Below are 21,471 nucleotides of genomic sequence, written 5' to 3'. Positions count from 1 at the left end.
CTGTGAACCAGTTTGCTGTGAACCAGTTTGCTGTGAAGCAGTTTCTAGGAGCGATATTGCTGATGAACGTCAAAACTCCCGATTCACACATTCAATCCCATGCCAATGTGGATCAGCAGGAAATCGAAAAATTTGAAGCCGTTGCTTCTCGTTGGTGGGATCTTGAAGGTGAATTCAAGCCATTGCACCGTATCAATCCACTGCGTCTGAACTACATTTTGCAGCATGCTGATGGCCTGTTTGGCAAAAAAGTGCTGGATGTTGGATGTGGCGGCGGTATCTTGTCGGAAAGCATGGCGCGTGAAGGTGCGGAAGTGACAGGGTTGGATATGGGTTTTGAACCCCTACAAGTTGCCCGTTTACATGCATTGGAATCCGGCGTTTCCGTTTCTTATGTTCAGGAAACGGTAGAAAGTCACGCAGAACAACACCAACATGCTTATGATGTTGTGACTTGCCTGGAAATGCTTGAACATGTACCCGATCCAGAGTCTGTAGTGCATGCCTGTGCTAAATTAGTCAAACCTGGTGGTCATGTTTTCTTTTCAACGATTAACCGCAATCGAAAAGCCTGGTTGATGGCCGTTGTTGGCGCTGAATATATATTGAACATGGTGCCAAAAGGAACACATGATGCGAAAAAGTTTATTCGCCCTTCTGAACTGATCAGTTGGATAGATAAGACTGTTCTGAAAGAGCAACATATTATTGGATTACATTACAATCCGTTAACAGACAAATTTCGACTTGGATATAATGTAGACGTGAATTATATGCTGCACACTCGATCTGTCTGACAAAGACTGTTAAGGGATTAATAAAACAGCAACTAAATATTATTTTTAAGATTTTATTTTCCCTGTTTCGCCGATAGCCTTATGAAAGTAACATCAAGTAACTACGCAGGTTATCGGCTTTTTGCCAAAATTAATCCTCAAGTTATCCACAAAACTTCTCGATCTTGTACACTTGATAAAACTCGAAAATAACATTATCTTGTTATTACCGTTTTAATTACCCCCTATATATTGTGTTTCTTGTCATCTTGTAGTAGCAACTTGTGATGTAGTCAGTATGTAGTAGTAAGTCGCAATAAGCAGTCGCAAAACAATAGTGAATTGCAGTTAAGCCCCAACTGGCGATCAGCCATCTTGGGGGCATCGTGCTGTCAAGAGGTCAAGGAACAATATAGGCGGGATACGAAAAGAGAGAAGGTGTATTTCCCCATGAACCAGAGTCTGCTAGTTACCAAACGTGATGGACATAAAGAACAAATTGATCTTGATAAAATTCACCGGGTTGTTGCCTGGGCTGCTGAAGGTCTGAAAAATGTCTCAGTGTCACAAGTAGAACTGCGTTCCCAGATTCAATTTTACGATGGCATCAAGACATCGGATATCCATGAAACCATGATTAAAGCTGCGGCTGACCTGATCTCCGGTGATGCTCCTGATTATCAGTATCTGGCGGCACGCTTGGCTATTTTCCACCTGCGTAAAAAAGCTTATGGTCAGTTTGAGCCACCTGCGCTGTATGACCATATCGTAAAAATGGTTAACCTGGGTAAATACGACAAACATTTGCTGGAAGACTATTCCAAAGAAGAATTTGAGCAAATGGATAGTTTTATTGATCATTTGCGTGATATGAATTTCTCTTATGCAGCGGTCAAGCAGCTGGAAGGGAAGTATTTAGTACAAAATCGTGTAACTGGTGAGATTTACGAAAGTGCCCAGTTCCTCTACATGCTGGTTGCTGCATGCCTGTTTTCCTCTTATCCAAAAGAAACGCGGTTGGACTATATCCGTCGTTTCTATGATGCGGTGTCTACCTTTAAAATTTCGCTGCCAACGCCAATCATGGCGGGAGTTCGCACTCCCACTCGCCAATTTAGCTCTTGTGTCCTGATTGAGTGTGGTGACAGCCTGGATTCTATCAATGCGACATCCAGCGCGATTGTTAAATATGTTTCCCAGCGTGCCGGCATAGGCATAAATGCGGGGCGCATCCGTGCATTGGGTAGCCCAATCCGTGATGGTGAAGCGTTCCACACAGGTTGCATCCCATTCTACAAACATTTCCAGACGGCGGTGAAATCGTGTTCTCAGGGTGGTGTGCGTGGCGGTGCAGCAACCCTGTTCTATCCGCTTTGGCATCTGGAAGTTGAAAGCTTGCTGGTACTGAAGAACAACCGTGGTGTTGAGGGTAACCGTGTTCGTCACATGGACTACGGTGTACAAGTTAACAAACTGATGTATGAGCGCCTGATTAAAGGCGGAGACATTTCTCTGTTCAGCCCGTCTGATGTTCCGGGATTGTACGATGCATTCTTTGAAGATCAGGAAGAATTTGAGCGCCTGTACACGCAGTATGAAAATGACAGCAGTATCCGTAAAGAGAGCATTAAAGCAGTTGAATTGTTCTCTTTGATGATGCAGGAGCGCGCCTCAACAGGCCGTATTTACATCCAAAACGTAGACCACTGCAATACTCACAGCCCGTTTAATCCGGCTATTGCACCTGTGCGTCAATCGAACCTGTGCCTGGAAATTGCACTGCCAACTAAACCGCTGGACAATATTAACGATGAAAATGGTGAAATTGCGCTGTGCACGTTGTCTGCTTTCAACTTGGGAGCCATCGAAAATCTGAGTGAATTGGAAGCGTTATCGGAGTTGGCCGTTCGTGCGCTGGATTCCTTGCTGGATTATCAGGATTATCCGATTGTCGCTGCAAAACAAGGCTCAATGGGGCGTCGAACGCTGGGGATTGGCGTAATTAACTTCGCTTATTATCTGGCGAAACACGGTGTACGTTATTCTGATAGCAGCGCTAACAACCTGACTCACAAAACATTTGAAGCGATGCAGTATTATCTGTTAAAAGCGTCAAACGAATTGGCGAAAGAGAAAGGTACTTGTCCGTGGTTTGGTGAAACCACTTATGCACAAGGTATTTTGCCGATTGATACTTATAAAAAGACACTGGATACCCTGACCAGCGAACCTTTGCACATGGATTGGGAAGCTCTGCGCCGTGACATTCAACAATATGGCTTGCGTAACTCAACTTTGTCTGCATTGATGCCATCAGAGACTTCTTCGCAGATTTCTAATGCGACCAATGGCATTGAACCACCGCGTGGTTATATCAGTGTAAAAGCATCCAAAGACGGTATCTTGCGTCAGGTTGTACCAGATTACGAGCTTCTGAAAGGTGCTTACGAGCTGCTGTGGCAAATGCCGAGCAACGATGGTTACCTACAGTTAGTAGGGATCATGCAGAAATTTATCGATCAGTCGATTTCTGCCAATACGAACTATGATCCGGCGCGTTTCCCTAATGGCAAGGTTCCGATGAACCAATTGCTGAAAGATTTGCTGCTCGCTTACAAATATGGTGTGAAAACATTGTATTACCACAACACCCGTGATGGGGCAGAAGACGTTCAAGGTGATCTGGAAGAAGTCGTTGAGTCAGCAGATTCCGATTGTGAAGGCGGCGCGTGTAAGATTTAATTTGAGGAAACTATGTCCTATACCACTTTTTCACAAGTAAAAAATGATCAGCTACAAGAACCGATGTTTTTCGGTCAGTCTGTTAATGTGGCGCGTTTTGATCAGCAAAAATATCCTATTTTTGAGAAGTTGATTGAAAAACAACTCTCCTTCTTCTGGCGTCCAGAAGAAGTGGATGTTGCCCGTGATCGCATTGACTATAACGCATTGCCGGATCATGAAAAACATATTTTCATTAGCAACCTAAAATATCAGACGTTATTGGATTCCATTCAGGGCCGTAGCCCGAATGTGGCTTTTCTGCCATTGATTTCCATTCCTGAATTGGAAACCTGGGTTGAAACGTGGTCGTTTTCAGAAACGATCCACTCGCGTTCTTACACACATATTATCCGTAATATCGTGAACGATCCTTCCATCGTATTTGATGATATTGTGGAGAACGAAGAGATTTTAAAACGCGCCAAAGACATTTCCGCGTATTACGATGATCTGATCGAGATGACTCACTATTATCATCTGTTCGGTGAAGGAACGCATGATGTTGCGGGCAAAACTATTACCATTAATCTACGTGAATTGAAAAAGCAACTTTACTTATGCTTGATGAGTGTTAATGCTCTGGAGGCCATCCGCTTCTATGTCAGTTTTGCGTGCTCATTTGCTTTTGCTGAACGTGAATTAATGGAAGGTAACGCCAAAATTATCAAACTGATTGCTCGTGATGAAGCATTGCATTTAACGGGAACACAGCACATGTTGAACCTGTTACGCTCCGGTCAGGATGATCCTGAAATGGCGGAAATTGCCAAAGAGTGTGAACAACAGTGCTACGATCTGTTTGTGCTGGCAGCAGAGCAGGAAAAAGAGTGGGCTGATTATTTGTTTAAAGATGGATCTATGATCGGCCTGAACAAAGATATTCTGTGCCAGTATGTTGAATATATCACCAATATTCGTATGCAGGCAGTGGGCTTGAAATTACCGTTTGAAACCCGCTCTAATCCGATCCCCTGGATCAATTCATGGCTGGTTTCTGATAATGTCCAAGTGGCTCCACAGGAAGTCGAAGTCAGCTCTTACCTGGTTGGTCAGATTGATTCGGAAGTCAATACTGAGGATCTCAGCGGTTTCGAACTCTGATATGGCTGATTACAAAGTCACCCTGCCGTCACGGCAGGGGTTATATATCCATTACTCTTCAGGTTTGCACGACAATTTGTTGGAAGCACTGGAACATGGCAAAGTTCAGCTTGAATACCAATGTCGGCAAGGGTATTGCGGTTCTTGTCGTGTTCGCCTGGTGAAGGGCAAGGTTGGATATCCTTGTAAGCCACTGGCATTTGTTAATGAAGGGGAAATTTTACCCTGTAGCTGTTATCCACTGACAGATATTGAAATTGAGCCATAATTTCCTTTAATATTCCTGATCGTGGGCATATCGATTATCACGACGGTATGTCCATATCCTCACCATTTTTCCATCTGCCTCTTCACGATGTTCCAAAAATAACTAAACAAATACCTTTATTGCTATGTTTGTTCCTTTTATGCTGTTGGCAACAACGGATTGGAGGTGATTTAATACTTACAGTGTTACATAGCAAAACCAAATAAAGGGGCACAATAATGTATAAAATTGATTATAATTCATATCGTTCAACCAAAAGTTTTAACAGACGTTCCCGCTTCTTAGTTATGCACTACACTGCTTTGAACTTTGAGAAATCTATTCAGGCGCTGACCGGGGAACTTGTCAGTGCTCACTACCTGGTTCCAAACCCAGATGATCCAACTTACCAAGCGGCTGGATTTGATAAAATTCACATATTCAATTTGGTTGATGAACTTGAAAGGGCCTGGCATGCAGGAATAAGTTATTGGGATGGGCGAGAAGGGTTGAATGATACATCCATAGGTATTGAGATTGTGAATGAGGCCAGTGATGATGGTGGCGTTTTCACTTTCCCTCCTTATCACCCTGAGCAAATTGCAGCAATCAAAGAGTTAGCCATCAATATATTACAACGTTACCCGGATATTAAACCGACTCATGTTGTAGGGCATTCAGATATTGCATGGCAAAGAAAAACCGATCCAGGCCCCTCTTTTCCGTGGAAAGAACTCTATGATGCGGGAGTTGGAGCATGGTATGACGAAGAAACTAAGCAAAAATATATTGAACAATTCGGGCATTGCCTGCCTGATGTCACCAAGATTTTAGAAAAGTTTAAGCGTTATGGTTATGACATCACAGGGGCAGAAAAAAAAGAAAATTTTCAATCTTTATTGAAAGCATTTCAAATGCACTTCCGTTCGTCACATTATGATGGTGTACCAGATATAGAAACCATCGCCATTTTATATGCCTTGGTTGAAAAATACTGTGATAATAAATTCTGATTTCTGATGAAATATACTCAATAAACTTCAGGTTGCAATCCGCAAGGCGACGCGAGGCCTTATATTTCCCTGCGGCGCGGGGAAATATAACACGCATCTTGAAGTTGAACATTGCAAGCCAGTCAGCATAGAAATTCCATGAACTCTATACCTTCATTTTGATTTTACAGGTTGCTGCTTTGTTGGCTGTTCTCTCACCTGATAACATCCTCAGTGACTTAGCTATTATCAAAGTTACTGGGGGATGTTGCCTTGCCGCAGTATTACACCTTGAAATTTATGAGTCTTATAAGACTAATCTTTCGGAACAGAAGTTCTTCAATGAATAGCGTGTCAATAATGAAATAGACAAGAAAGCACTTGCCTTAAGGCTGTAACGACGACAAATAAGTCAGTTTTTGACTGGCTTATTTTTATATTGTAGCAGCTCTTACATAAAACGAGTTGCTGATAACCGGATAACAACGCAGTGTACATTTGAGAGGAAAGATTTTACAGATTTCATGATGATTTCCTTTGACGGTTATAAATTGTGATTTACTTCACGAAAATCTAAATTCTGAGAAAGATTTTATGCTCAAAAGCAAAAGAGTCAAGATATTCATTAAAGTAATTTTTAAAAATTAAAAAATTTTTGTATAAAATAATAATTTATTGATATTTAACTAATTTTTTTATTTGTTTTTTGGTGGAGATTTTATCACCGAGTATAATTGTAGCATTGCTGGTTGTTTTTTCATCTAAACTTGATTTCTGGGTTGTTTTTTAGACCAAAATAATCTTGGTGCTCAATCTGGTAGCGGGGAAAATGAATGAAGATCAGTGAAAATGGTATTAATAAACTTAAAAGCTATGAAGGCTTGAAATTGAAAGCATACCCAGATCCTGCCACTGGAGCAGCACCGTGGACAATTGGATATGGTCATACAAAAGGAGTAGAGCCTGGACAAGTGATAACTACGCAACAGGCTGAGGGATATTTACATCAAGATCTTATCCCTGTTTATGCCGCCATTCAGCAGTTAGTTAAGGTATCTCTAACACAAGGGCAATTTGATGCTTTATGCTCATTTATTTTCAATTTAGGGATCGGTAATTTTGCTCATTCAACATTATTGAAAAAATTGAATACCGGTGATTACCAAGGTGCAGCAAAAGAGTTTGTGAAATGGGATCGTGCCGATGGGAGAGCGTTAGCAGCTTTGCGTATGCGAAGGGAATCTGAGCAAAAAACATTCTTATCATAACATGATCAAATAAGTATCATGGTGGTTTTTTAGGCTATCAGAAATAAAAAATAGAAGTCTAATCAGATTATTGCTAATAGCCTAATAAATGAATGACCAATATGGTAAGGACGTAATCCTGTGAATAAACAATTAATCGTAAAATAAATAACTAAATCTCTGATGTACCATGTTGTAATACAACACGATAACCATCGCTATCTTCGAAAGTTTTTCCGCTTTTATCCCAATAAGGATTATAAGAATGAATGAGAATAAACCCGGCATTTTGCATTGATTTTACATGCTCTTGCCATTCAAGTTCATCTTCTATATAAAATACTAATAAATTATCTTTAGTTGGGGCTTTACCAACATGTGTATTGTGGTGATGAGTAAATTCAAGATGCCAGGAATGGTTGGGATGCCCTAGCATAATACCATCAAAACCATCGTGATCTTTGAATTCTCCTAGTATGATAAAATCTAAGCCGTGACAATACATTTCTGCAATTTTAGTAAGATTATCTGTTGGTCGGGCAATCCTAAGAATTGTTGATTTTTTCATATTTTTCTATGTGTAGAGTTGTTTTGGGTGAATAGATCATATCTGAAAAGCATTTTTATTTTTTTAGAAAAAGTGCTGGTCATTTACCAGCACTTTTTGTGCTCATATAATATACTCGATAAACGTCAAGTTGCAACCCGCAAGACGCCGTGAGGCCTTATATTTCCCTGCTGAGCGGGGAAATATAACACGCATCTTGAAGTTGGGTTGGTATATTTATAAATAAAATGTCAGTGTAATTAAAAATATTATTTAATATCAACATCAATAACTTGATAGAAAGCATTGGGGGTATCAGCAATTGTCCACACGCCGAGAATAACATGATAGCCTGAGCGATCGGGAATATCACAGTCCAGTGAGACAGTTTGGCCTGGCCTTTTTCCATTATCAAGGTACTCACAGAAGGGTTTTAGATCAAATTGTGCACGTGTTAAAGGTTTATTTGGATCCCAGCCAGGTTTGGCAATATAGAATTGCCATGAAGTGGTGCTATGCCGGGCTGTTATTGTCCATTTAAATTGGTTGATTCCTTTATTGATAGTGACATGATGCCAGCGGTCTGTACTTTGTTCATTGAGTTGTTTGAATTGAGCAACACCACCACTGGCGATTTGTCCATCTGGTGGTCCCCCTTGTGGGAAGCCTTTGGGACCTTCAACCGATTGTGGTTCATACATGACAGGTCCGCAGTTTTTATTGATACCTTTTTGGCATAAAAGTGCCCTGCTTGGCGGTGTATCGACATATCCATGATTTGAATCTGGTTCAGCAATACTAGAGAATGGGATAGCACCAAAGGCCGTTAATCCTACTAAAAGTAGAGACTTTTTAATATTCATGATGAAGTTCCTATTTTTTCCTTACTTAACTGTAAAATAAGTGAATTTATTTTCTTATTATTATATTAGTCATTAATGAAATTTAAATTTCTTATAATGGAAATGTACAGAAATATTTATAACAAAATTATATAATTATAAATACTTAATTTATGATAGAGGTATGCCAGAAAGATATAATTGTCGTTTACTCTGACGCGATTACGGACAGTAAGAAACATTCATTTTATAAAATTTTCCACGACAAAAATCCCTCCCTGAATCCAAGGAGGGGAAGAGCGAAATAAGAAGCAAATGAGGGTGTACTAAATTAAGTAGGATTTTGAGTACACATAGATAAGGTAGCCCCAAATGGAAGAATATGCAATAAACCAAACTTAAACAAAGAGTGAGGGTAGATATATGGTCAAAGTGGGTGAAGATAATTATTGGACACAATCGATGCTTGTTCAGCAGCTACAAAGGATAGGCATAAAACAAGGTGATGTTGTGATGGCTCATGTTGCTATGCGATCTGTAGGCAATTGTTTGAATGGTGCAGATGCTCTTATCCACGCTATTTTAACGGTTTTGGGAATTGAAGGCGTATTATTGTGTTATACGAACTGGGAACAAAATTATGAAGATAGTTTGGATGTAAACGGTTATGTCCCATCAGAATTAAAATCTGAAATCATGCCATATGATCGATCATTTTCCCGAGCAAGCAAAGATCATGGTGTATTCGCTGAGTGTGTCAGGACAACTAAAGGAGCTATTAGAAGCCAAAACCCTGGTGCTTCTGTCGTCGCTATTGGAAATAATGCTGAACATTTGGCAAATATTCCCAATAAGCGTATTAGAAAAATGGAGGTCCCACTATTGAAAAATAACCAAGTATAATGGGTGATATTAAAGGAATTTGATACTGTAGATCTTGTTTGTGAAAGGTTTCATCAAGGTTATTTTAAAGATATTGTTGAACATTTTTGTCATGAGCATTCAGAGGTTATTATTGAAGGCACCATCGGATCTGCTAATACATTGCTAATACATTGCTTGTACCTGCTAAAGAGATATTGGATTATGCAGTACATTGGATGGAGAAATAAAGGAGGGAATAAATAAACAATTATTTTAATAAATTTTAAATTTCCGGCGGCCCCATTTTACCCTCATTTTACCAAGAACAAATTTCACCCATAAAAAAACCAACCACAAGTGGTTGGTTTTTCTAGGGAAATTTGGTCGGCATGATAGGATTTGAACCTACGACCCCCGACACCCCATGACGGTGCGCTACCAAGCTGCGCTACATGCCGATGACTTCTCCTATATTACCGTTTTTTATTTGTAAAGCAAGCCCCTAATTTAGTGACCGTTTGATTTTTAAACGATTAATTTGCTAAAAATCGTTTCACTTCCGTTAATATCTGTAATAATTGGGCAAGGTTTGGTTTGGCATCCTGAATTTCATTACCCTCTAAATCATACTGATGATACTGTCCATCCTTGGAAAGATAGACAGTATTTTGGGCCATCGTAACAATTAATGAACCATTATCACCCGTAATAAGCCATGGGTTTTCCCTTTGGGCATGAAAGAGATCCTCACCCTGGGAATAATCATCAGGAGAATTAGTCACGTGCAATAAACGGCGCATCAAGGTTGTCATGATATCTTGATGGCTGGTCAACTTATCGATAGTTTGTGCTGGGGTGCCAGGCCACTGAATTATCAGAGGAACATGGAGCTGTTCACGATTGAATTTGTCACCCGTAAACCATTTTGCTCTGTTATCTGCTGTTTCTTTACTCTGTTTAGCTGTAATCACAATGATTGTTTTATCTAAGGCACCTTTAGTCTTCAGGGCTTCTAAAACATGGCTGATTTCAGTATCCAGCGCTTTCTTATCAAATTTACCGGAGGAAGGTACAAAACCATTAATATCCAGAAGTGAGAACCATGGCGTGGAACCATTTCGTAGATCTAACCATTGGCTCCATTGCGTCACGGTTAAGTTATCGTTTTGTCTTTTAGCTTCTGGCAATGAATAGTCGGTCAGTATGGCCTGGCGATAAAGTGGTGTCTGGAATCCATCTGAAGAAAAGAGGCCAAATTGATACCCTTGATGTGTCAGGGCATCAATAAGTGCTGAGGATTTTCTGGCGTTAAGAATACCGTCCAGATAGCCTGATGATATGCCATAGAATAAACCAAACAATGCAGTGTCATCTTGAATGCCTGTACTGAAATGTTGAGTGAACTGGATATTGTTCTTCGCGAAATGTTCCAGAGTTGGCATATCATGGGTGATGTCTTGTTGATCCAGCCCGTCCACGACTAGCAGAAGTAAGTTATAACCGCGTCCAGTATCCTGATAAGATAAATTATTCAGCGGATAATTGACACCTAAGGCTGTGGGATTGCCTTGTTGGTTAATGCGGCGTTGAAATTCTTGCTGATCTAATAGGCCGTGTTTTTCAAGGAACTTGCGGGCGGTCATTGGATAAGAAATGGGTAAGTTTGAGCGCTGCATGGTAATCGGACGGTAGAAATTGGCATCTGCCCAGATATACATGAGATGTGAAGCGACAAAAGCAGTAATGAATACTGCTGCCAGTGGCTTACCAAATCGTTGACGGCTCAGGCTACGTAACTTTTGCCAACTCCATGTGCCAAAAAGCATCTGTATTAGAAAAATCAAAGGAATACAGATGAACATCAGTTGCCATTCTCTTGCTAATTCACCTTGTTCTGGGTTGGTGACTAAATCCCAAACCAATGGCGTTAAATGCAGGTGAAAGCGAACATAGATGGAGGAATCGAATATCAGTAGTGTTAAACCTGCCGTTGCCAACGTGGCTGAAAGAAACCTCATTAGCCGCTGAGACATAACAATGAATGTTAGCGGAAATAAAATGAGTAAATAGATGGCAAAGACAATGAAACTGAAATGACCAAGCCAACTGACCAGCGCGTAGATGCGACCAAACAGTGAACCCGGCCAGTCAGATGCAAATAGATAGCGACTGCCCAGCACAAGACTGAACATTATGTTGAACAGTGCGAACCAGTGTCCCCAACTGATCATTTGAGAAACTTTTTCGCGGTAATGCTGACAGCGAGTCACCATATTTTCTTTACGTCAACGTGTTAATAAAGATTAATGCGCTTTATCTTCGTTGATTGAAGATTGCAACGCGTGTGCAAACGAGTCTGCGATCTGTCTGCGTTGTGCAGGAGCAATACTCGTATTAATCAAATTTGTTACCATATTACCCAAAACCATCAAGGTCAGGTCAGTTGGAGTATGATCTTTCTCGAAAACATTTACTAATTCAGTTAATAAATGTTCAACTTTTTCATCGCTATAGCGAGATGACTGTGGCATAAATCAAATATCCTGGATGTACAAAGCCCCATATCTTACCGTATAGAGGGGGGATTTTCTGCTTTTTTTATGACAAATTAACTCTCTGCTGCCGGAGTGGTTGCAATATTGAATATACTGCCTCATTTTACTCTTTGATATGTAGGCTGTTGACCATTAAATGGTGAGTATTTTTGTCCATTGGGTTTTTGGTTGCAGCAGAAAGATAACGATGTTTGAATACGCCGCTAACCGCACGGCCCTAGATGGGCCAAAGTTGCAAAAGGAGTATAAATAATGAGTCTGGAAATTACCCAGATTGCGCTACACCGGTTGATTAAACGTGATGAACAGACGCTGGAAGTAATTTTGCGTGATGCTTTGCTGGATACCAACCAAGTGGTTGAAGAGATGATGGCAGAGCTGCATCGTGTATATAGCGCGAAAAGTAAAGCTTATGGTTTGTTCAGTGAAGAAAGTGAGCTGGCGGGATCACTTCGTCATCTACGTAAAGGAGATGACGATTTTCTCGGATTTAGCCGGGCTGCAACTGTTCGCTTGAAAGATGAGTTGTCAAAGTACCCGTTCGCAGAAGGGGGAACGGTGCTGTTTTGTCAATATCGTTATCTTGCTGTGGAATATTTACTGATTGCAGTTCTTAATAGTTGTAACAGCACGTCCGTCAACGATGAACTCGATGTCAATACGACGCAATATCTTGATATTCCCCATGCTGATATTATCGCAAGAATCGATCTGACTGAGTGGGAAACCAATCCTGAATCCAGTCGTTACCTGACGTTCTTAAAAGGGCGGGTAGGGCGCAAGGTTTCAGACTTTTTTATGGATTTCCTGGCTGCCAGTGAAGGCATGAATGCCAAAGTCCAAAATAAAGGTTTTTTGCAGGCTTTGGATGATTATTGTGAGTCGGCACAGTTGGACAAAAATGAACGCCAGGCTTATCGCCAGCAAGTTTATGGTTATTGTAATGAACAGTTACAGGCGGGCGAGGAAATTAAGTTACAAGCGCTATCCCGGGAGTTACCTTCGTTGGGTGAGCAAAATTTTCAGCAATTTTCGCAGGAAAAAGGCTATGAACTGGAAGAGAGCTTCCCAGCCGATCGCGGAACGTTACGCCAATTAACAAAATTTGCAGGTAGTGGTGGAGGATTAACCATTAACTTTGATGCCATGTTGATGGGAGAAAGAATTTTTTGGGATCCCGTAACAGATACGTTGACGATTAAGGGAACGCCACCGAATTTGCGCGATCAATTGCAACGTCATGGTGGTGGTAATCGCTAATACACCAGGTTGTAAAAATAAATAACGCCGCAATTGCGGCGTTATTTACTCGGCGTCCCGATAAAAGCTCGACTGTGGCTCTAATTAAGCACGCAGGAAATCGATGTGCGTCAGTTTAGGTTTAAACGGATGACGCTGTACTGCCTGCACTTTAACTTTAGTTTCTTTACCATCAACAACCAGGGTCAGAACGTCGTAAAATTCTGGCTTACTTTCTTGGTTGATAACTGCATCGTGATCCAGTTCGATAGAAACTGGTTCTTGGTTACCACCATAGATGATTGCTGGAAACTTGTTAGCTCTACGCAGGCGGCGGCTCGCACCTTTGCCCTGCTCTTTACGTACTTCTGCATTAATAGTTAACATTATTTTTTCTCTGTAAAAGAAGAAAATAAATCCTGCTACAGGCGACCCAGCAGCAGGTTCGATACTTGGCTTAACATGAGTTATCACGTTAAGCGGGCGGCATTCTAGCGAAAAACCGATATGACAGCAAATATAAATATGCTTTCCGGTTGGTTAGTGGATAGCCTGTTTGGTATATTTAGGACAAATCATCAGCCCGTCTAAATCGCCCTTGATAGTCGAAAACCTTTTCTCTAATTTGCCAAAAGTGCCCTTTTTTACGCGCGACAACAAAATCAGGATGACGCAATAAAGGCAATTGATTAGCAACGTCTGTTGCTGTTTTCCAGCGAAAAACGGTTCCTGGTGCACGCTGATGCTGGCGAAGAAATTGCAGTTCAAATACTCTCTTTTGGGCTGGGGTCGATAAACGGAACAACTCAGAGACATCCGCACCATCTTCGTCGTAATAGGTGATTTTGAGCCATTCTCCTTTATTGTCGTGACCTGGTGTTAGTTGCATACCACCACAACGTAGCACCAGTGCGTCTTTTAGTTTTAAGGCTGCTTTCAGCATATCATCGGGGTCGACGAGGACTTCTTCACAACGATGGCAGCGTCGTGCCGCGATATCGTTTTCTGCCCCACAATGGGGGCATGATTTAAAACGGAAACGAAAATCACATTGTTGACGTTTCCCATTTTCGTCTTCTGCCCAACCTTGGCAGCGTCGCCCAAAATGCTCAACGATCTCTCCATCTGTCGTGCATATCCCCCAGAAAGTATTGGCAAATTGGCAGATAGGGCAAAATACCTGAACGGGCTGGCTTTGTGAGTTGGGTTTACTGTTACCGATTTCAGGCGTGTAAAGATCGTGGGGATTGCCGGCATAGTCCAAAATCAGGCAATCTTTTTTGTCAGGAAATAAACGTAAACCGCGCCCGACGATTTGCTGATAAAGGCTGACAGATTCTGTGGGACGCAATATGGCGATTAAATCAACATGAGGAGCATCGAATCCTGTTGTGAGTACAGCAACATTGACCATATAGCGGAGTTGCTGTTCCTTGAATGCCGTAATTAAGTGATCCCGTTCAGATGGTGGAGTATCTGCGCTGACTAGCGCGGCTTGTCCTGTAGGCAGCAATTGGAAGATCTCTTTGGCATGTTCGACTGTTGCGGCAAAAATCATCACACCTTTTCGATTTTGTGCATATTCAACGATCTGTCTAATGATATGAGGAGTGATACGCTTTTGGCGTTTAAGCTCCCGATTTAATTCCGCTTCATTGAATATCCCTTGTTGGCTGGTTCGTACCTGGCTGAAATCATATTGCATGACAGGCATGTCCAATCTTTCTGGAAAAACCAGAAAATGATGCTTAATCATATAACGCAATGGCAGTTCATAAATACACTCGTGAAAAAAACAGCGTTCGTCACCCCGGATCATGCCATGATAATGATATTGATATATCCAGCCAGCGTTGAGGCGATAAGGTGTTGCAGTTAAACCCAATATGCGGATTTGGGGATTGTTTTTTCGAAGTTGCTGGATGATCTGTTGGTATTGGCTGTTTTCGTCATCGCTGATGCGGTGGCATTCATCGATGATTAGCAGTGAAAAATGGTGGTCAAAGCAATCCAGGTTGCGGGCAATGGACTGAATGCTGCCAAAAACGACTTTTCCTGCACTTTGTTTTTGATTTAGCCCTGCGGAAAAAATGTCTGCATCCAATCCATAAGCACAATATTTGCTGTGGTTCTGCGCAACAAGTTCTTTGACATGTGCTAGTACCAAAACACGGCCATGAGCCAGCTTTGCCAATTCAGCGATGACAAGGCTTTTGCCCGCCCCTGTTGGCAAAACAATAACGGCGGGATCTCTGTGCTGGCGAAAATAGCGAATAGTGGCGTCTACCGCTTCTTGTTGATAAGGACGTAAAGTAAAAGCCATTTTTATGTTACTGTCACAAATATCAGGTAGAAGATAATTGCTGTAGAGAATAACATTTTTCATTGAAGCCTGCCGTCGAGAAATAATTCGTTATTATTTTTCTAGGATCAGGTGGGCTATAACGTGTAGCTTATTGTTGCTATAGTTACTGCCGTGATAATTTTTTTATGAATTATCTGTTTAATCTTGTATCCCAATAGTGGCCTTGAAGTTGTTCGTAATATCAAGGACATGTTCATATTTGTTTATTTTTGTCAGGTACATCTATTCATGCGATTGGATAAATTTTTATCACAACAATTAGGTATTAGCCGCAACGATGTGGGGCGCGAGTTGCGGGCAGGGCGAGTCACTGTCGATGATGAGATCATCAAAACAAGAGCCTATAAATTAAAGTCTGATCAACAAGTTGCCTATGATGGCACGATATTGCAACAACTCAATGGTCCACGTTATTTCATGTTGAATAAACCCCAGGGATATGTATGTTCGACGGATGATCCGTCAAACCCGACAATTTTGTATTTCATCGATGAGCCTGTTTCTCATCAATTACATTCAGCAGGGCGTTTGGATATCGACACGACAGGGTTGGTTTTATTGACGGATGATGGTCAATGGTCACACCGTATTACATCTCCCAAACATCACTGCGAAAAAACGTATCTTGTGAGATTGGAACACCCTGTCGCTGAGGATACCGAACAAAAATTTCTGGCAGGGGTGCAGTTAAATGGGGAAAAAACACTGACAAAACCCGCACAACTGGAAATTATTGAGCCTGAACTTGTTCGTTTGACTATTAGCGAAGGACGTTATCACCAAGTAAAACGGATGTTTGCCGCAGTAGGAAATCATGTTGTTGCGCTTCATCGGGCGCGAATCGGCGAAATTTATCTCGATCCTGCATTGGAGCCAGGAGAATATCGGGCGCTGGCGGATAATGAGATCAACAGCATACAAATTCTAACCCCCTAATTTTTATCCTTCAATTGATTCAGGAGTAACTGCGTGCAACAACAGCGTTCGTCTTATTTGGGATTAGTGTTGATCCTTGGTTTGCTTTCTATGTTAATGCCATTGGCCATTGATATGTATTTGCCGAGTATGCCAACGATCGCTGAGAGTTTTGGTGTCAGTGATGGCCTGGTACAAATGACGCTGAGTAGCTATATTTTGGGCTTTGCTATTGGGCAAATGATTTATGGGCCAATGTCAGATAGCTTAGGACGTAAGCCAGTCATTTTGGGCGGTGTCATTGTTTTTGCTATCTCTTCTGTTGCCTGTGCTTTAGCACAAGATATTGATACCTTTATTTCCATGCGCTTCTTACATGGATTTTCTGCGGCGGCTGCTGGTGTGGTTATCAATGCTCTGATGCGTGATAGGTTCACAAAAGAGGAATTTTCCCGCAGTATGTCTTTTGTGACATTGGTGATGATCATCGCCCCTTTATTGGCTCCCATGTTGGGTGGGATGTTGATGGTATGGTTTAACTGGCATGCTATTTTTTGGTCGATTGCTCTGGTTGCAGTCATAGCTGTCGGCCTGGTGACTCTCTTCATAGAAGAGACATTACCTAAAGAGAAAAGGCAGAAATTTAACTTAAAAACGACTGTAAGACAGTTCATCATGCTGTTTCGTCAACGCCAGGTACTATGCTACATCATAGCGAGTGGTTTCTCCTTTGCTGGAATGTTCTCTTTTCTCAGTGTTGGTGCATTTGTGTATATCAAACTGAACGGTGTACCTGCACAGCATTTTGGTTACTATTTTGGGCTGAATGTTATTTTTCTGTTCATCACGGCAACTATCAATAGCCAGTGTGTACGCAAATATGGCCCATTAAAAATGTTGCATATTGGACTGTGTGTTCAATTTGTCGTGGGATTATGGTTACTGTTTAGTACCTTGTTTGATCTGGGGTTTATTTCTCTGGTTATGGGGGTTGCCATTTATATCAGCGGAATTTCTATGATTACGTCTAATACTATGGCGGTTGTGTTGGACGATTACCCCCACATGGCTGGAACCGTTTCTTCACTGGCAGGAACCATCCGTTTTAGTATTGCTGCATTGGTGGGCGCTATTTTGTCTTTATTGCCTGAGAAAAATGCCTGGCCGCTGGTAGGCTCAATGGCATTATGTGTGACATTAGCAATGATGCTTATTATCTATGCACGCAGTAAGTCATATAAATAATCAGCATTATAAATAGTCATATTTTGAAAGCAATCACGCTCAGACATAAAATACTTTTAGGGGCCATCTGCCGATATGGGATGGCCTTTTGTTTTGCCTAGAGAACGCTGAACCTTTAGAGGGTTATTGATTAACCTGATAAACAGGAATTATCGAGTAATCATCAAAAAATATAGGAAATTTTTAATATTATCATAGCCAGTTAGTGCCGGGGTGTTGATTTTTTGTTAATTTTCCATGATAACTTTATGACTATGAAAGGTTATAGGATTGTCATTATTTAACCTATTGTAAATAAAACGATTGTGGTTTTATTGGCACTCGATAACGTTTGAAAGAAACAAATATGTAAATAAATATTGAATTAAAGGTTGCTGTTTTGCATAAAAATAAGTTGAATTTTTTACCTAAACAGTATAAATATATATAAAATGCGAGCTGAGTCGCACTTTTCGTGAAGTAGGAAGTGAAGTAAGTGCGATAACCCAATTTTTATTTTAACCTTTTATTTACTTTTTTGTTGAATGGTTATTCGGTTTTGACGAATCGATAATCTACAGCTGGTGGTTAGATGTATTAATGTTGTTTCTGATAGGAATGATACGTGAATAATATCCAACTTTCGGTAGTACACAGACTGCCGCAAAGTTATCGGTGGTCAACTGGCTTCGTTGGTACAAAAGTTGAGATTTTACCAGCAGAAGAAACAGATTCAGGAAATAGCCTGATGGGGCTGAAATTATTAAGCCACGAAGGCGAAGCAGCACGGGAAATTTTGCATGTTATAAATCAGTCTATTGCTGATATGCAGATACCGAGTGCTGTGATTAGATGGGAAGGAGAACCCTGTTTGTTTTTTGCTAAGGAAGATGAGAGTGCAGTGATATGTCGTTTAAAGACGTTAGGCGCTGCAATTGCAGAAAATATAACTGCGCTGTATCCACTATGATTTTACCCATTGACAAAAAACGCTTCTTAAACGGAAGCGTTTTTTAATGTCTGCAAGGGAAAATTCAGTAATAAAACACGTTAGGTGTCGGTCAAACCGAGGTTTTTATGTTATCTGATAACACTCGCCTTGCACCATAGTAGCGTTTACTCCAGTAAGTATCGGTCAATTTGGAAACGATAACCCCATTACTGGTTGAAGCATGAACAAATTGATTATTGCCAATGTAGATACCGACATGACGCCTGCGAACCCCTGTCTTAAACAATACCAGATCACCCGCCCGCAATTTAGAGCGACTGACGGTTTGTCCTATATTTTGTTGTTCTGAGGTGGAACGTGGTAACTCCATACCAAATTGATCATGAAAAGTACGTTGCACAAAAGCAGAACAATCGATACCCCGTTTGGTATTTCCACCAAGCCGATAGGCTACACCTTTCCAGTCAGCGTATTGATTGAGTATCTTAGACTTGATATCTAATTTGTTGACTAGCGTTTCAAATTCATCCTGAGATGCTTGCAGTAAATAATGTTTTCCAGTGTTTACTGCATGCGTCTCAGTGTGTTTATTGCGTAGGTTAGAATCTGGTGAACTACATGCGGTCAGTGTTACTGCCGCTATAATTGCGGGTATCAGCCGCAAGATGTATCTCAGTGTTGGTTTAGATTTAACCATTTATTGATTTTTCCTTGCAGTCCTTAACGTGACTTATCACCACCATGAAAACACTAAATGTTCTAAAGCCTAGTCAGAATAGGGTGAATTAACAAATTTTCTGTCCATAAAGTGTGCGAAGCAACACATTTTATTATTATCTTTACAAAACATGTTATTTTAATAAACAGGACGCAGGAAAGATTACTGAAATCATGAGTAAAAAGCGAGAGACAAAAAGAGTTCTTTACAAAAAATCAGATTAGGAACTAATAGGTTAGAATGATTTGTTGCTATTTTATACTGTTTTAATAAATATGAGATGATATTGAGGAGATAACAGCTATCTCCTCAATATTATGATTTTAATTATCGCGTCTAATATGCGGTAATTTCTTGTCTAACCATGTTGCTATAATATCACTCAATGGGGTTAGCAATATCCAGCTCATGCCTATCAATGTTAAAGATAAAGAGCCTACTGCGATATCTGTAAACCAGTGAGCACCTGCCATAATACGGGGAAGAGCAAAAGCGACCATAATCAGTAGAGCAATGCAGAATGCACTGCGGGAGATATAACGCAGAATGAAGCTGCTGAAAATTAAGAGCATTAAACCGTGATCACCAGGGAAACTGTCTTTGGAGGAATCTTTTGTATGCCAACGGGTTACTTCGTTTATGCGATTAACATTTTCAAATGTCAGCGTTGGACTTGGGCGGCTGACGGGGATTTGATGACCTATTTGATTAATGATAACGGCAGAGATAAGCATCACTAAACCAATCATGAAAAGTCTGCGCTTGCCAGCGTGATCCTGTTTGTGAAATGCACTGTAATAAAGTAAGCCCATGCATAAAAGTGATATGACATCGAATGCCCTAATATTCACGATAGCGACAAATAGGGAAAATTTCGAATCGGGTAATAATTTTTCATTAAAAAAATAAAAGATAGCGGAATCAATATGGAACCAAAAGCCGTGATTCTCAGGCAAGTACCATGAGAGGAACAGGGCAATACCAAGGATATTGAGAATAAATATAGCGAACGGGTGACTGCGAGTCATGAGATACCTATTTAACACGTAAAGTGGAGTTTGGTAGACAAATTAACCGAGGAAAGGACTATAACAAAATTTATGAGAAAGCGTAATCACCATCAGATACTGTGGTTAAGGTGTGGTTATATCAGTATATTTGTATAGTTCATCGCTAAACTTTATTGTTGTCAAATGTGTAAATAGTTTTATGATATCGAAAAAATAGCTAAATCCCCACGGCAGTACCGATAATATATATTTGATGCAATGTCAGCACCTGACTATTATTAAATAACTATCAATTGATTTTATAATATTCTAATTTATTAGAATATTATATCGAATTGTGGTTAAAATTAATAAAAGGTATAAAGAAAAAGTTTCATTTGACGTTATATCGTTATATAGCAAAGCGTTACACCATTATCTGGTTTTCAAATTGGCGCGGGCTAAAGTTGAAAAAAGATAATAATACTTGTTGTGGAGGTTGAATGCTTATGTTGCGAATGTTACGAAAAATGACAACTTTTTTGTTCATGTCTTTATCTTATTATCCTGTAATGGTGAATTCTTCATCCTCCTCCAGTTCTGGAACTATTTACTTTCATGGAACTATCGTTGAGTCTCCATGCCAATTTAGTTGGGATAAAGAGCATACTGAAATGGTCTGCTGGTATAATGGCAAACAGTTAATTAAAGAAAAAAACATAGAATATCAAAAGGATAGTAAGTCACCAGTATCTATGGTAAAACATATTGGAACAGAAGAAATAAAATGGGTTGGAAAAAATAAGGAATTGGGTATTGTGACTATAACTTATCATTAGATGTTACATAAAAGTATAATAGTTATTTATTTTAGCTAAATATTATAAAATAAAACCAATAAATTTATTTGTGATTTAGTTCAAATACTTATTGTTAATAACAGTTTTATTCATTAATCAACAAAACAGTGTGCTTATTTTTAATTAAAAAATGACTTTTGATATTTATCAATAAAAGTTCTCAATGTCGTATTTTTCTTACGTGAAATAGTTATTATGGGGATGAAGGAATAAAAGGTAGCTGAGTTTTAGTTAATGGAAAAACGAAAGTGAGG

Annotated in this window: 20 protein-coding genes and 1 tRNA gene; 12 read left to right on the top strand and 9 right to left on the bottom strand. The window is 40.3% G+C overall.

Annotated features, from left to right (window positions below; genetic code table 11):
* Window positions 1-62 precede the first annotated feature (62 nt).
* The 6 genes from ubiG (at window position 63) to AAY47_RS09835 (ending at window position 7,168) form a co-directional block, all read left to right on the top strand.
* Complete coding sequence (gene ubiG, locus AAY47_RS09860) at window positions 63-797, top strand: bifunctional 2-polyprenyl-6-hydroxyphenol methylase/3-demethylubiquinol 3-O-methyltransferase UbiG (protein WP_047769362.1); 735 nt, start codon at window positions 63-65, stop codon at window positions 795-797.
* 429 nt (window positions 798-1,226) lie between these two features.
* Window positions 1,227-3,518 (top strand): class 1a ribonucleoside-diphosphate reductase subunit alpha, encoded by a 2,292-nt coding sequence (gene nrdA / locus AAY47_RS09855; protein ID WP_047769359.1) that lies wholly within the window; start codon window positions 1,227-1,229, stop codon window positions 3,516-3,518.
* A gap of 12 nt (window positions 3,519-3,530) precedes the next feature.
* Window positions 3,531-4,661: a class Ia ribonucleoside-diphosphate reductase subunit beta gene (gene nrdB, locus AAY47_RS09850; protein ID WP_047769357.1), complete on the top strand. Its 1,131-nt coding sequence runs from the start codon at window positions 3,531-3,533 to the stop codon at window positions 4,659-4,661.
* 1 nt (window position 4,662) lies between these two features.
* Entirely contained in the window at window positions 4,663-4,929 is a 267-nt protein-coding gene (yfaE, locus tag AAY47_RS09845; RefSeq protein ID WP_047769355.1) for a class I ribonucleotide reductase maintenance protein YfaE, read from the top strand.
* 218 nt (window positions 4,930-5,147) lie between these two features.
* Window positions 5,148-5,921 (top strand): N-acetylmuramoyl-L-alanine amidase, encoded by a 774-nt coding sequence (locus AAY47_RS09840; RefSeq protein ID WP_047769353.1) that lies wholly within the window; start codon window positions 5,148-5,150, stop codon window positions 5,919-5,921.
* An 812-nt stretch (window positions 5,922-6,733) separates the two neighbouring features.
* Window positions 6,734-7,168: a lysozyme gene (locus tag AAY47_RS09835; RefSeq protein WP_047769352.1), complete on the top strand. Its 435-nt coding sequence runs from the start codon at window positions 6,734-6,736 to the stop codon at window positions 7,166-7,168.
* Window positions 7,169-7,319: 151 nt separating this feature from the next.
* On the opposite strand, the gene AAY47_RS09830 is transcribed toward AAY47_RS09835, so the two are convergent.
* Both AAY47_RS09830 and AAY47_RS09825 read right to left on the bottom strand, forming a co-directional pair.
* Window positions 7,320-7,715: a VOC family protein gene (locus tag AAY47_RS09830; protein ID WP_047769350.1), complete on the bottom strand. Its 396-nt coding sequence runs from the start codon at window positions 7,713-7,715 to the stop codon at window positions 7,320-7,322.
* Window positions 7,716-7,963: 248 nt separating this feature from the next.
* Window positions 7,964-8,557 (bottom strand): lytic polysaccharide monooxygenase, encoded by a 594-nt coding sequence (locus AAY47_RS09825; protein WP_047769348.1) that lies wholly within the window; start codon window positions 8,555-8,557, stop codon window positions 7,964-7,966.
* Window positions 8,558-8,959: 402 nt separating this feature from the next.
* On the opposite strand from AAY47_RS09825, the gene AAY47_RS09820 reads away from it, so the two are divergent.
* Window positions 8,960-9,439 (top strand): AAC(3) family N-acetyltransferase, encoded by a 480-nt coding sequence (locus AAY47_RS09820; protein WP_047769455.1) that lies wholly within the window; start codon window positions 8,960-8,962, stop codon window positions 9,437-9,439.
* Between the two features lie 342 nt (window positions 9,440-9,781).
* Here the strand turns inward: AAY47_RS09820 and AAY47_RS09810 are convergent.
* The 3 genes from AAY47_RS09810 to AAY47_RS09800 form a co-directional block, all read right to left on the bottom strand.
* Window positions 9,782-9,858 (bottom strand) — tRNA-Pro (locus AAY47_RS09810).
* Window positions 9,859-9,933: 75 nt separating this feature from the next.
* On the bottom strand, window positions 9,934-11,673 hold the full coding sequence (yejM, locus tag AAY47_RS09805) for an LPS biosynthesis-modulating metalloenzyme YejM (protein ID WP_047769343.1): 1,740 nt from the start codon (window positions 11,671-11,673) through the stop codon (window positions 9,934-9,936).
* 30 nt (window positions 11,674-11,703) lie between these two features.
* Window positions 11,704-11,931, bottom strand: coding sequence for a YejL family protein (locus AAY47_RS09800; protein WP_047769341.1), 228 nt, complete (start codon window positions 11,929-11,931; stop codon window positions 11,704-11,706).
* Between the two features lie 276 nt (window positions 11,932-12,207).
* Between AAY47_RS09800 and yejK the strand changes: the two genes are divergently transcribed.
* Window positions 12,208-13,215, top strand: coding sequence for a nucleoid-associated protein YejK (gene yejK, locus AAY47_RS09795; RefSeq protein WP_047769339.1), 1,008 nt, complete (start codon window positions 12,208-12,210; stop codon window positions 13,213-13,215).
* Window positions 13,216-13,299: 84 nt separating this feature from the next.
* On the opposite strand, the gene rplY is transcribed toward yejK, so the two are convergent.
* Both rplY and AAY47_RS09785 read right to left on the bottom strand, forming a co-directional pair.
* Window positions 13,300-13,581 carry a 50S ribosomal protein L25 gene (gene rplY / locus AAY47_RS09790; RefSeq protein WP_047769337.1) on the bottom strand — a complete coding sequence of 94 codons (282 nt, stop codon included), beginning with the start codon at window positions 13,579-13,581 and terminating at the stop codon, window positions 13,300-13,302.
* Between the two features lie 178 nt (window positions 13,582-13,759).
* Window positions 13,760-15,517, bottom strand: coding sequence for a DEAD/DEAH box helicase (locus AAY47_RS09785; protein WP_047769453.1), 1,758 nt, complete (start codon window positions 15,515-15,517; stop codon window positions 13,760-13,762).
* 270 nt (window positions 15,518-15,787) lie between these two features.
* Between AAY47_RS09785 and rsuA the strand changes: the two genes are divergently transcribed.
* The 3 genes from rsuA (at window position 15,788) to AAY47_RS09770 (ending at window position 18,668) form a co-directional block, all read left to right on the top strand.
* The gene (rsuA, locus tag AAY47_RS09780) at window positions 15,788-16,495 is read left to right on the top strand and encodes a 16S rRNA pseudouridine(516) synthase RsuA (protein ID WP_047769335.1); all 708 of its coding nucleotides are present in this window, start codon (window positions 15,788-15,790) and stop codon (window positions 16,493-16,495) included.
* Window positions 16,496-16,528: 33 nt separating this feature from the next.
* On the top strand, window positions 16,529-17,719 hold the full coding sequence (locus tag AAY47_RS09775) for a Bcr/CflA family multidrug efflux MFS transporter (RefSeq protein ID WP_047769333.1): 1,191 nt from the start codon (window positions 16,529-16,531) through the stop codon (window positions 17,717-17,719).
* Between the two features lie 604 nt (window positions 17,720-18,323).
* Window positions 18,324-18,668: a YejG family protein gene (locus AAY47_RS09770; protein WP_047769331.1), complete on the top strand. Its 345-nt coding sequence runs from the start codon at window positions 18,324-18,326 to the stop codon at window positions 18,666-18,668.
* Window positions 18,669-18,759: 91 nt separating this feature from the next.
* Here AAY47_RS09770 and mepS read toward each other — a convergent pair whose 3' ends face one another.
* On the bottom strand, window positions 18,760-19,347 hold the full coding sequence (gene mepS / locus AAY47_RS09765; protein ID WP_047769330.1) for a bifunctional murein DD-endopeptidase/murein LD-carboxypeptidase: 588 nt from the start codon (window positions 19,345-19,347) through the stop codon (window positions 18,760-18,762).
* A 344-nt stretch (window positions 19,348-19,691) separates the two neighbouring features.
* Window positions 19,692-20,396, bottom strand: a complete 705-nt coding sequence (locus tag AAY47_RS09760; RefSeq protein ID WP_047769328.1) for a phosphatase PAP2 family protein — start codon at window positions 20,394-20,396, stop codon at window positions 19,692-19,694.
* A gap of 464 nt (window positions 20,397-20,860) precedes the next feature.
* On the opposite strand from AAY47_RS09760, the gene AAY47_RS09755 reads away from it, so the two are divergent.
* Window positions 20,861-21,196 carry a type 1 fimbrial protein gene (locus AAY47_RS09755; RefSeq protein ID WP_235428332.1) on the top strand — a complete coding sequence of 112 codons (336 nt, stop codon included), beginning with the start codon at window positions 20,861-20,863 and terminating at the stop codon, window positions 21,194-21,196.
* Window positions 21,197-21,471: the final 275 nt, after the last annotated feature.

Source organism: Xenorhabdus griffiniae, assembly GCF_001028135.1.
Taxonomy (GTDB): Bacteria; Pseudomonadota; Gammaproteobacteria; order Enterobacterales; family Enterobacteriaceae; genus Xenorhabdus; species Xenorhabdus bakwenae.
The sequence above is the reverse complement of the archived record's forward strand: the minus strand, read 5'-3'. Positions and strand labels throughout refer to the sequence as shown.

What these genes read in the sequence shown, in the direction of transcription:
- nrdB (WP_047769357.1), top strand. Translation starts at nt 3,531, where the DNA reads ATGTCCTATACCACTTTTTCACAAGTAAAAAATGATCAGCTACAAGAA.
- AAY47_RS09760 (WP_047769328.1), bottom strand. Translation starts at nt 20,396, where the DNA reads ATGACTCGCAGTCACCCGTTCGCTATATTTATTCTCAATATCCTTGGT.
- AAY47_RS09800 (WP_047769341.1), bottom strand. Translation starts at nt 11,931, where the DNA reads ATGCCACAGTCATCTCGCTATAGCGATGAAAAAGTTGAACATTTATTA.
- yejM (WP_047769343.1), bottom strand. Translation starts at nt 11,673, where the DNA reads ATGGTGACTCGCTGTCAGCATTACCGCGAAAAAGTTTCTCAAATGATC.
- yejK (WP_047769339.1), top strand. Translation starts at nt 12,208, where the DNA reads ATGAGTCTGGAAATTACCCAGATTGCGCTACACCGGTTGATTAAACGT.
- AAY47_RS09820 (WP_047769455.1), top strand. Translation starts at nt 8,960, where the DNA reads ATGGTCAAAGTGGGTGAAGATAATTATTGGACACAATCGATGCTTGTT.
- AAY47_RS09835 (WP_047769352.1), top strand. Translation starts at nt 6,734, where the DNA reads ATGAAGATCAGTGAAAATGGTATTAATAAACTTAAAAGCTATGAAGGC.
- rsuA (WP_047769335.1), top strand. Translation starts at nt 15,788, where the DNA reads ATGCGATTGGATAAATTTTTATCACAACAATTAGGTATTAGCCGCAAC.
- AAY47_RS09830 (WP_047769350.1), bottom strand. Translation starts at nt 7,715, where the DNA reads ATGAAAAAATCAACAATTCTTAGGATTGCCCGACCAACAGATAATCTT.
- mepS (WP_047769330.1), bottom strand. Translation starts at nt 19,347, where the DNA reads ATGGTTAAATCTAAACCAACACTGAGATACATCTTGCGGCTGATACCC.
- rplY (WP_047769337.1), bottom strand. Translation starts at nt 13,581, where the DNA reads ATGTTAACTATTAATGCAGAAGTACGTAAAGAGCAGGGCAAAGGTGCG.
- nrdA (WP_047769359.1), top strand. Translation starts at nt 1,227, where the DNA reads ATGAACCAGAGTCTGCTAGTTACCAAACGTGATGGACATAAAGAACAA.
- AAY47_RS09840 (WP_047769353.1), top strand. Translation starts at nt 5,148, where the DNA reads ATGTATAAAATTGATTATAATTCATATCGTTCAACCAAAAGTTTTAAC.
- AAY47_RS09785 (WP_047769453.1), bottom strand. Translation starts at nt 15,517, where the DNA reads ATGGCTTTTACTTTACGTCCTTATCAACAAGAAGCGGTAGACGCCACT.
- yfaE (WP_047769355.1), top strand. Translation starts at nt 4,663, where the DNA reads ATGGCTGATTACAAAGTCACCCTGCCGTCACGGCAGGGGTTATATATC.
- ubiG (WP_047769362.1), top strand. Translation starts at nt 63, where the DNA reads ATGAACGTCAAAACTCCCGATTCACACATTCAATCCCATGCCAATGTG.
- AAY47_RS09825 (WP_047769348.1), bottom strand. Translation starts at nt 8,557, where the DNA reads ATGAATATTAAAAAGTCTCTACTTTTAGTAGGATTAACGGCCTTTGGT.
- AAY47_RS09755 (WP_235428332.1), top strand. Translation starts at nt 20,861, where the DNA reads ATGCTTATGTTGCGAATGTTACGAAAAATGACAACTTTTTTGTTCATG.